We start from the raw sequence: 10,493 nt of genomic DNA on the forward strand, positions 1-10,493 counted from the left end.
AGAAGCAATGGAAAATGTTTTTCCGAGAAGTTAGAAAGCTTGATTTTAAATTTATACTAAATTATGTTTAATATTAAAAGATTATTCATTTAAGATATTTAAAAATGAAAGGCGATAAGGTGCTTTAACCAGTTACTCTACATTATTTAGTAAAAGATTTATAGGAAAAGTAGCGTTTATTTTTTAAAAAATTATAATGAACTGATACCTTTACTAGAAAACGTTTTTAAATCACATCATCTTTCTAACTTAAGCGTTTATTAGGGTTTTATTCTTGTTATTAGGAGGGTATTATGGAAAGCAAAAAATTAAAACCTAAAGCCAATGGCGCGGCACTTTTGCCATTTGTGGTATTTGTGCTTGTTTATTTACTAACTGGTATTATTTTAAATGCCAAGGGCGTTGAGATGGCCTTCTATCAAGTGGCTGCACCGGTTTGTATACTTCCAGCTATTATTTTGGCATTTATAATGTTTGAAGGTACTATTGACGACAAGTTTGAAGACTTTGTGCGTGGATGTGGTGACGAAAACATCATTATCATGTGTCTAATCTACATACTTGCAGGAGCTTTTGCAACAGTATCAAAAGCATCTGGCGGTGTTGACTCTGTAGTAAACTTCGCACTATCTCTTATTCCTGTTCAATACATAACTGCTGGAATATTCTTAATAGGATGTTTTATTTCTATTTCAACTGGTACTTCTGTTGGTACAATTTCAACAGTTGGTCCTATTGCAGTTGGAGTTGCCCTTAAAGGTAATCTTCCACTTCCACTTGTTATTGGTTCTCTAGTTGGTGGAGCAATGTTTGGTGATAACTTATCAATTATCTCTGATACAACTATTGCAGCAACTAGAACACAAAATGTTGAGATGAAAGATAAATTTAGAGCCAATATAAAAATTGCACTTCCTGCAGCAATTATTACTTTTATAATCTTACTTGTTGTAGGTAAACCTGCAGGCGAAGTTATGTTAGATGATCTTCCATACAACTTTGTATTGATAATTCCATATTTATTCGTACTAATAGCAGCACTTGCTGGAATGAATGTATTCTTAGTACTTACAAGTGGAATTATTCTTTCAGGAATTATCGGCATGGCTACAGGCGGAATCACAATGATGGAATTTGCACAAAATATTTTCACTGGATTTAGTGGAATGTTTGAAATATTCTTGCTATCTCTTTTGACTGGTGGACTTTCTTACATGGTTTCTAAAAACGGCGGTATTGAATGGCTCGTTCAAAAGATTAGTGGATTTGCAAAAGACGTAAGATCTGCAGAATTCTCAATTGCTTTACTCACTATGGTAACTGATGCTGCAACTGCAAATAACACTGTAGCAATTATAGTTGATGGTCCAGTAGCAAAAGAAATTTCAAAAGATTTTAAGGTTGACCCTAGAAGATCAGCATCATTTTTGGATACATTCTCTTGTGTAATGCAAGGTATTATTCCTTACGGTGCACAAATTCTTATCGCAGCAGGTCTTACAAAAGAACTTGGTGCACAAGCAATCGCGCCAGTAGAAATTATTCCATTCCTATGGTACCAAGGACTACTAGCAGTATTTGCAATAATTTCAATTTTCGTAAGATTTGCAGATCCTAAAGATGAGTGGGATTTCGAACTTGACCAACCAATGTCAAAAACACAAAGCGTTAAATAAGACAACTTAATAGGTCGTTTGCCAATAAAATAAATTAATTAAAGAAAGAAGGATTTTTATGAACAGTAAAGACGAATTAAAGAAAATGCATTTTGAAACTAAAGCAATCCACGGCGGATATGAAAAGAACAAATACGGAGCATTAGCTACTCCAATTTACCAAACTTCTACATTTATTTTTGACAATGCTGCACAAGGTGGCAGAAGATTTGCATTAGAAGAAGATGGATATATTTATTCAAGACTTGGAAACCCAACTAATGCTCAAGTAGAAGAAAAAGTTGCACTTCTTGAAGAAGGCGAAGCTTGTGTATCTGCTGCATCAGGAATGGGCGCAATCACATCAGCAATTTGGCCATTTATCTCTTGCGGAGATCATGTTGTTGCAGCTAAAACTCTTTACGGATGTACATTTGCATTCTTTGAACACGCAGTTACAAGAATGGGAATTGAAGTTGATTTCGTTGACATAACTAATGTTGATAATATCATTAATGCAATGAAAGATAACACTAAAATTGTTTATCTAGAAACTCCAGCAAACCCAAATATGGACATTTGCGACATTGAACTTGCTGCTAAAAGAGTTCATGAAAAAAATAAAGATACTCTTGTAATTGTAGATAATACTTACTGCACACCTTACATTCAAAAACCACTTACACTTGGTGCAGACATTGTAGTTCACTCTGCAACAAAATACCTTAACGGCCACGGCGACGTAATCGCTGGATTTGCTGTAGGTAGAAAAGAGTTAATCGACCAAGTAAGACTTGTTGGTATCAAAGACTGTACAGGAGCTGTACTTGCACCATTAAACGCATATCTAATCTTAAGAGGAATGAAGACTCTACAAATTAGAATGGAAAAACACTGTGCAAATGCTCAAAAAGTTGCAGAATTCTTAGAAGAACATCCAAAGGTAAAGAATGTACAATACCCAGGACTAAAATCTTTTAAATATTACGATGTAGCTAAAAAACAAATGGCTCTTCCAGGTGCAATGATTGCATTTGAAATTGAAGGTGGAAAAGAAGCTGGAGAAAAATTAATGGACAGCGTAAAACTTTGCACTCTTGCAGTTTCACTAGGCGATGCTGAAACACTAATTCAACACCCTGCATCAATGACTCACTCTCCATACACTCCAGAAGAAAGGGCAGCAGCAGGAATCTCTGAAGGATTAATTAGACTTTCTGTTGGTCTTGAAAATGCCGATGATATTATCGCAGACTTAAAACAAGCTTTTGAACAAGTATAAAAAATTTTAAGATAGCGATAAAAACTCCATAAAGTTAAATAGATACCAGAGTTAGCACTACTAGCTCTGGTATTTTTATGTCTTTAAGATTAGCTACAAATTTTAAATTGAGTAAACTAATTTGAAATTTAAAATCGTGAAATTTTATATTAAATAAATTGGATTTATTTAAAGAAGATGAGTAGAATAGATTTTTAATTTATGTTTTAAGGATAAGAGATTAAAACTTGGACGCGAATAGGTAAAATAAAAAATGAGAAAACACGGAAAAGTTAAAAAATATAAGCGTGAAGCGGAATAATTTTAAAACTTATAGAATAAACTTAGTTATTTATGGAAAAGTTTAAGTTAAACGTGATTATATATTTATAAAATGATAGAGGTTAGAGAAACTATATTTATAGATATGTATAAAATATTTTATTTAAATCCTTTGAAAAGAAAAAGGCAATAAAAAAACGTCTGAATGAACAGACGTTAAAAATATGGTCGGGGTGAGAGGATTTGAACCCCCGGCCCCATGGTCCCAAACCACGTGCGCTACCAAACTGCGCTACACCCCGACGACGCTTATATATTATATATCCTATAGAGAAAAAAACAAAACGCCAATAATTATTCAATTCAAAATTATAGAAGTAAAAACTATGTAAAATTTCAATATAAATCATATTATCAAAAAAATACTAAGTATTGCTCATTATTTCTCTTGATTTCGAAATAAGTTGCTTTTTATGGCATTAAATATTAAAATAGTTCATGAAATAATATAAAAAGGAGGATTGGATGAGAGCTATTATTTTTGATTTAGATGGAACATTAGTCGACTCAATGGGTTTTTGGAGATCTGTCTCTCGCGATTTTTTAAAGACGAAGTCAATTGACATAGATGACGAAGTTCAGCACCAGATGACTACAATGAGTTTGGAAAAGTCTCTTGCATATTTAAAGGACTATTACAATTTAGAGGAGAGTCTGGAAGAATTACACAGAGAATTTTCGAGAATTGTTGCTGATTTTTATGAAAATAAAGTGCCACTAAAAGATAATGCCATTGAAATTTTAGATTATTTCAAGTCTAGGGGATATAAAATTGTAATCGGAACATCAACTGCAGAAAACTTTGTAGACATTGTGGCAAAAAAATATAATCTTTACGCTTATGCAGAAAAAATATTTACTGTTGATAATGTAGGATATTTAAAGAGCCAAAAAGAATTTTTCCTAAAGATTGCGCAAACTATTGGTGAGGCGCCAGAGGATGTATATTTAATAGACGACTCTTTCTTGGCACTTAGAGCTGCAAAAGAGGCGGGCCTTGTGCCAGTTGGAATTTATGATGAAAATTCAGACGACAAGTGGGACATAATAAAAGAAGAACAGGAGTATTATATTTCAAATTTAATAGAACTAACTGAAATATGAAGCCACTTTTTAAATACTTTTTTCTAAAGTCACTATTTGCTTTTGTAGTAACCTTCTTTTTGTTTTCTGTAATTAGGACTTGGTATGTAAGGAAAAATAGAGTAAAAACTAGTCTTAAAAGAGAGATTTTAATTAGGATTTTCACATCGTACTTGGCAGTCTTGTCCGTACTTTTATTTACATCAAATGCCAAAATAAGTTCAATGGGGATTAACCTTACCAGTGCAAACTTTGACTTTGTGGGAAACTTCAAGGACAGAATGAGTGATGGAGCGTGGGGGGTTAACTTTTATCCCTTTAGAACTATGAAATCCTATATAAAATATTCTGGATTTAGTCACACACTTGTAAATATTCTTGGAAACATTGTAATATTTTTACCTTTTGGAATTTTAGTGCCAGAGATTTCTAAAAGATTTCGAAAGCTATCGAAATTATTTTTATTAGCTCTACTGACATCTTTTTTTATAGAATTTACACAATTTTTTATAGGTCGCTCAGTTGACATTGACGATGTAATTTTAAATGTCACAGGTGGAGTTATTGGATTTTTAATCTGGAGAAAATTTTTATCAGAAGATGGTAAAAAGAAGAGCAAAAAAAGAAAAGTTAATAGGTTTAAGAGACACTGAGAAAGCCCACAAATTGACAAAAAGGGCTTTTTTTAGTATAATATTTCTTCAGATTACATGGGGGCGAAAATGGTTTCGACGGGGGTTTTGAGCTTTGAGTAGCGAGCCGTTGATGGATCACACAACGTAAAAATGGTCCATTAAAATAAACGACGAAAATAATTTCGCACTAGCTGCCTAAGAATAGGCGGCAATCCTTGATAGATTCCGCGATCTATTAAAGGGTTTCAAATTTAGCGGAACACGAACTCTGTGAGGCGCCATAGCAGAGGGGGTTTATGGCGATACCTCAAATCAGTTTGACCTTTTAGTAGTTTGAGGAAAAACTTAAAAATGTCTGCGCTCGGAGAAGCTCTCTGTGACGGACTTTCGGACGCGGGTTCGACTCCCGCCGCCTCCACCACACGCCTGGATTTAGTCCAGGTTTTTTTATTAACTAAGTAAAAAAACGCATCAAAAAACTCAGCTACTGTTATGTGTAGCCGAGTTATATTTTTATATCTAAATAAAAACCTAATTATTACTCCAAATCAATTTTTTGTTTTTAATTTCTTCTTTCATATCTTTTGAATCTTTTATGTTAAATTTGCCGTAATATACTTTGGAGATATCTTTGGCACCTCCTACATATATTCTAGAAATTTTATTTTTACCTTCATTTTTATTTATTTTAGACATCAGTTTCTCAAGAGGCGTGTCGTATAAATAAATTATATCTGTTGTCTTATCTTTATAGTTTTTTGAATATGAAAATCCTTTTGAGCCATAAAAATTTCCGCGATAATTAAGATAAAGCTTACCGGAATCTTCAATGATATTCATATTATTTGCGCTATATTCTATTGGAATCTCATAGAGCGTTGAATAAAAAAATAGTGAGATGAAAATTACAGCCACAGCTAAAGATGAAAATAGGGAAGACCTAAATTTTTTATTTTTAAATTTCTTTTTGATTCCACTGATTATTTCTGCATCTTTTCTATTAACTTCGCTATTAATGGGAACGATAAGCTCTTCTGACATTTTTTCGTATTCATCCATGCACTCGCTGCATTCTTTTAAATGTTTTTCTACATACATTCTTGTTTCGTCACTTACAAGGTCGTCGATATAAAGTGGCAGTAAGTCTTTTACAATTTTGCAATCAATTTTTTTCGTCATATAAAACCTCCAAGTATTCCCTGATCATTTTTTTGGAACGATAGAAAGTAACTCTTGCCCAATTGGAATTCTTTCCAAAAATTGCACCTATTTTTTCAAAGGGCAGTTCACCAAATACCCTCAGCGTGAAAACTTCCTTGTAAGGATCTTTCATTTCGTGGAGGAATTTATGAACTTCAAAAGCGACTTCTTCGTTTTCAATTTTTTGAACAATATCAGAGTCTTTCTCAAATAAATTATCTTCGCTTTCCATGGGGATAAGCTTCTTTTGTTTTTTATAAAAACTGAAGTAGGTGTTTTTGGCAATGGTAAAGAGCCATGCGCGTATGTCTTTTGTTCCATCAAAGGAGTCGATGGACTTTATGGCTTTGTAAAAAGTTTCTTGCGTTATTTCTTCTGCCAAATCTTGTGAAAGATTCATGCTTAATAAGTAAAGAAATACGTCTTTAAAATAAAGTCTGTATAGTTTTTCAATGTCCATTTAATCCTCCTTTCACTTTAATAACTGCGAAGCCTTAGAAATGTTACAAAAATTTTTATGCAATCAAAAACTTCCCCAATGTGAGGAAGTGTTTTAATTTATATAAAATTGTAATGCTGATATAAGTATTATATTTATTAAACTTAACTATTTGCAAGCAAGTTCTCGTAAATCTCAACGAGTTCAACTGGTATTACGAAGTTAAAGTATGTGCCGGACTTTGATAGGAAGAGGTACATGTAACCGAGGGCTGTGAACTTTTTCATGTTGACATAGACATTTTCGTCGCTGTAGTCGACGCTTCCGTTGTAGAAGTCGTAAAAGGATTTGTGCTCCTTCTCGTCAAATGTGTTTAGAACTTCACTAAAGCGTCCCTTGATTTCTTTTTCTAGTGCAGTTATTTTTTCTTGTCCGTTTAAATTTTCTATATCTAAGCTATAGGTATCTGCAATGTGTAGAAGCTGCTCATCGTCTAAACTTTCAAGTATTGGGTATAATCTATCTAGCGGCAATTTGTTTATTGTCTCTTTTTCAAATATTTTTAGTAAAAAATCGCTCATTTAATCACCTCTACTTTATTATATAGGTTTTTATATTTTGAGCAAATAGGGAGGATATATGTCAGAAATTAAAAAACTGCAAGATGGTGTTTATTGTAAGATTATTCCGTTAAGAGGAAATCCACTAAAGAGTATAAATATTTACATGGTAAAGTCAAAGGGCGAGGCCATGATAGTGGACACAGGATTTAATACTGAAGAGATTAGAAAAGAAATGATGGACTACATTAATGACATGGAAATAGATTTAGCTAAGACAAAATTATTTCTAACTCACCTTCACTCAGACCACACAGGCCTTGGATCATGGTTTAGTGAAGAGCTCGGCGTAAAAGTCTACATGGGTGATGTTGATTATAAAATGATGAATGATATGGCAGATGCAAACTCTCCTAGGTGGAAGGATGTAATGAAAACTGCACACATGCAGGGCCTTGATGTTGACGAACTTAAGATTGATGATCACCCTGGTTTTAAGTATAGACCTAAGAAAAAATTCCCATACACTTCACTTAATCCTGGGGACATGCTAACTGTTGGTGATTTTAAATTTAAGGGAGTTGATTTTTCAGGTCACACTCCAGGCATGGTTGGGCTCTATGATGAGGATAAAAAAATTCTTTTCTGTGGAGACCATCTTCTAAATAAAATTACTCCAAACATAACTTTCTGGAGCTTTGAGGTGGGCGACTCACTTGGAAGATACCTTAAAAACATCGAGAAAGTAAAAGATATGGAAATAGATCATCTTTATTCTTCACACAGGCAGCTTATTACTGATATTAGTGGTAGAATAGAAGAGTTGAAACTTCATCACAAGCATAGAGTGGGCGAAGCGCTAAAGACTCTTAGTGAAAATGACGAGTGCACAGTTCGCGATATTGCAGAAAACATGAGCTGGGATATTTCTTCTAAGGACTTTAACAAATTCCCTAAGTCTCAAAAGTTTTTTGCAGCAGGAGAGGCTCACGCTCACTTGGAATACTTGAGGGCAAAAGGTGAAGCTGATTTTAGAAAAGACGAAAATGGAGTTCTAAAGTATTACAAAAAATAACGAGGAGTAGTTATGGAAGAAAATATTTTTAAGTTCAAAGACAAATCTATTAAAAGTGGCGACGAAACAATTCTTTGTGGCATTGTAAATGTTACGCCAGATTCTTTTTCTGACGGTGGAAAATTTTTTGGAGTAGACAGTGCTGTTAAAAGAGCTTTGCAGTTAATAGACGAAGGTGCAGGAATGATTGATATCGGAGGCGAGTCAACAAGACCTGGCTCTACTTATGTTGATATTAAAGAGGAAATAAATAGAGTAGTTCCTGTGATTAAAAAGTTAAAAAGTCTTACAGACGTTCCACTTTCTATAGACACGTGGAAAGCTGATGTTGCAGAGGCTGCAATCGAAGCTGGAATTGACATTGTAAATGATATTACAGGATTTTTAGGAGATCCTAAAATGGCAGAAGTTGTCGGCAAAAGTGATGTCGGCGCCATAATTATGTTTAATCCAGTTATTGCAAGACCCTTTCACGAGAGCTCAAAAAAATTCCCAAAATTTGGCACAGGTTTTGCCTTTAATGAAGACGAATTAAAATCTTTTGAGGACATGGAAATTGTTGAGCTTATGAAAAAATATTTTGAAAAGTCACTTGAACTTTGTGAAAAGAACGGAATCGACAAAAATAGAATAATGCTCGACCCGGGAATTGGATTTGGACTTACTAAGAGAGAAAACTTAAAACTTGTTGATAAAATTGATGTGATTAAAGAGATGGGATACTTTACTTTCTTGGGAGTTTCAAGAAAGAGATTTATCGTAAATTTATTAAATGAAAATAATATAGAAAGTGACCCAGATAAAGAGCTTGGTTTTGAAAATCGCGACGAAGCATCGGCAGCTCTTACTACAATTGGAGCATATAAGGGAGTGGAAGTTCTCCGTGTTCACACTGTTAAACACCACAAACTTGCAAAGATTGTGGGAGATGCTGTAAGATTAAATGACAATCTTAAAGATGTAAATTTTGACGCGTATAAGTAAAAGCCTTGTAAAAGTCTTTAAATATAAAAAAATAAGATATATAATATATGTATTAAATTATAATTTAGAATGAGGGGGACTATATGTCATTAATTGATGAATTAAAAGAGAAAATTAAAGTTAAACAACCATCTATTGTATTTCCAGAAGGAAATGACAAGAGAGTTTTAAGAGCAGCAGTTAGACTTAAAGACGATGGAGTTCTTGAACCAATTCTTCTTGGAACAAAGGAAGAACTTGAAGAAGTTGCTAAAAAAGAAGGAGTAGATATTTCTAAACTAGAAATCATCGATCCACTTAACTTCGACAAAATTGACAAACTTGTAGAAGCATTTGTAGAAAGAAGAAAAGGCAAAGTAAACGAAGAACAAGCTCGTGAAATTTTAAAAGATCACAACTATTTTGGAACAATGCTTGTTTACCTTAAAAAAGCTGAAGGTCTAGTATCAGGTGCAGCTCACACAACTGCAGACACAGTAAGACCAGCTCTTCAAATTATAAAAACTAAACCTGAATACAAAAGAGTATCAGGAGCATTCTTAATGCTAAGAGATGACGAAAAATATCTAATGGCAGACTGTGCTATTAACACTGACCTTGATGCAGAAGGCTTAGCAGAAGTTGCACAAGTATCAAACGAAACTGCAAAATCTTTTGGAATTGATCCAAAGATTGCAATGCTTTCTTTCTCAACTAAAGGATCAGCATCACACGAAAGAGTTGACATGGTAAGAGAAGCGACAGAACTTGCTAAAAAGAATAATCCAGATCTTTGCATCGACGGAGAATTACAATTTGACGCATCTTTTGTACCAGAAGTTGCTAAGAAAAAAGCACCAGACTCTGTACTAAAAGGTGAAGCAAATGTATTTATCTTCCCTAACATCGAAGCAGGAAACATCGGATACAAACTTGCTCAAAGATTTGGCGGATTCGAAGCTGTTGGACCTATCCTTCAAGGATTAAATGCTCCAGTTAATGACTTGTCTCGTGGCTGTGTAGAAGATGAAGTATATTTACTTGCAATCATAACAGCAGCTGAAGCAGTGCTTTAATAATAAACTTAAGACATGAGGCTTCCATTTTGGGAGTCTCTATTAATTTGAAAAAATATATTAAAGTATTTCGGCAAGATAAATTTATTTGGGTCTTTGTCTATGATATAAGAGAGAAAAAAATTTAAAACTTTACAAAAATCCAGATAAATCTATGAAAAACTTTAATTTTCTTCACAAAAATGATATAAATCCTTGAAATTT

General features: G+C 33.7%; 10 protein-coding genes, 1 tRNA gene and 1 other RNA gene. 8 read left to right on the top strand and 4 right to left on the bottom strand.

What is annotated here, in order from left to right:
- Positions 1-293: 293 nt before the first annotated feature.
- Positions 294-1,676: a Na+/H+ antiporter NhaC family protein gene (locus ACOX6R_RS05570; RefSeq protein WP_433448130.1), complete on the top strand. Its 1,383-nt coding sequence runs from the start codon at positions 294-296 to the stop codon at positions 1,674-1,676.
- A 58-nt stretch (positions 1,677-1,734) separates the two neighbouring features.
- On the top strand, positions 1,735-2,937 hold the full coding sequence (gene megL / locus ACOX6R_RS05575; RefSeq protein WP_433448133.1) for a methionine gamma-lyase: 1,203 nt from the start codon (positions 1,735-1,737) through the stop codon (positions 2,935-2,937).
- A 486-nt stretch (positions 2,938-3,423) separates the two neighbouring features.
- Here the strand turns inward: megL and ACOX6R_RS05580 are convergent.
- Positions 3,424-3,500, bottom strand: a tRNA-Pro gene (locus tag ACOX6R_RS05580).
- 223 nt (positions 3,501-3,723) lie between these two features.
- Between ACOX6R_RS05580 and ACOX6R_RS05585 the strand changes: the two genes are divergently transcribed.
- From ACOX6R_RS05585 to ssrA, 3 genes are all read left to right on the top strand, one after another.
- Entirely contained in the window at positions 3,724-4,362 is a 639-nt protein-coding gene (locus ACOX6R_RS05585; RefSeq protein WP_433448135.1) for an HAD family hydrolase, read from the top strand.
- Complete coding sequence (locus ACOX6R_RS05590; RefSeq protein WP_433448138.1) at positions 4,359-4,994, top strand: VanZ family protein; 636 nt, start codon at positions 4,359-4,361, stop codon at positions 4,992-4,994. The genes ACOX6R_RS05585 and ACOX6R_RS05590 overlap by 4 nt, the downstream gene beginning before the upstream one ends.
- 59 nt (positions 4,995-5,053) lie before the next feature.
- Positions 5,054-5,397: a transfer-messenger RNA gene (gene ssrA / locus ACOX6R_RS05595) on the top strand.
- A 110-nt stretch (positions 5,398-5,507) separates the two neighbouring features.
- On the opposite strand, the gene ACOX6R_RS05600 is transcribed toward ssrA, so the two are convergent.
- The 3 genes from ACOX6R_RS05600 to ACOX6R_RS05610 form a co-directional block, all read right to left on the bottom strand.
- Positions 5,508-6,155: a zf-HC2 domain-containing protein gene (locus tag ACOX6R_RS05600; RefSeq protein WP_433448140.1), complete on the bottom strand. Its 648-nt coding sequence runs from the start codon at positions 6,153-6,155 to the stop codon at positions 5,508-5,510.
- Positions 6,139-6,636 carry an RNA polymerase sigma factor gene (locus ACOX6R_RS05605; protein ID WP_433448142.1) on the bottom strand — a complete coding sequence of 166 codons (498 nt, stop codon included), beginning with the start codon at positions 6,634-6,636 and terminating at the stop codon, positions 6,139-6,141. Before ACOX6R_RS05605 ends, ACOX6R_RS05600 begins: the two co-directional genes overlap by 17 nt.
- A 143-nt stretch (positions 6,637-6,779) precedes the next feature.
- Positions 6,780-7,196: a hypothetical protein gene (locus ACOX6R_RS05610; RefSeq protein ID WP_433448144.1), complete on the bottom strand. Its 417-nt coding sequence runs from the start codon at positions 7,194-7,196 to the stop codon at positions 6,780-6,782.
- Positions 7,197-7,254: 58 nt separating this feature from the next.
- On the opposite strand from ACOX6R_RS05610, the gene ACOX6R_RS05615 reads away from it, so the two are divergent.
- The 3 genes from ACOX6R_RS05615 (at position 7,255) to pta (ending at position 10,289) form a co-directional block, all read left to right on the top strand.
- On the top strand, positions 7,255-8,250 hold the full coding sequence (locus ACOX6R_RS05615; protein WP_433448146.1) for an MBL fold metallo-hydrolase: 996 nt from the start codon (positions 7,255-7,257) through the stop codon (positions 8,248-8,250).
- Positions 8,251-8,262: 12 nt separating this feature from the next.
- Complete coding sequence (gene folP / locus ACOX6R_RS05620; protein WP_433448148.1) at positions 8,263-9,234, top strand: dihydropteroate synthase; 972 nt, start codon at positions 8,263-8,265, stop codon at positions 9,232-9,234.
- Between the two features lie 83 nt (positions 9,235-9,317).
- Entirely contained in the window at positions 9,318-10,289 is a 972-nt protein-coding gene (pta, locus tag ACOX6R_RS05625) for a phosphate acetyltransferase (protein WP_433448150.1), read from the top strand.
- The last annotated feature ends 204 nt before the right edge of the window (positions 10,290-10,493 follow it).

It is taken from the genome of Peptoniphilus sp. (assembly GCF_050943655.1).
In the GTDB taxonomy this organism is placed as follows: domain Bacteria; phylum Bacillota; class Clostridia; order Tissierellales; family Peptoniphilaceae; genus Peptoniphilus_A.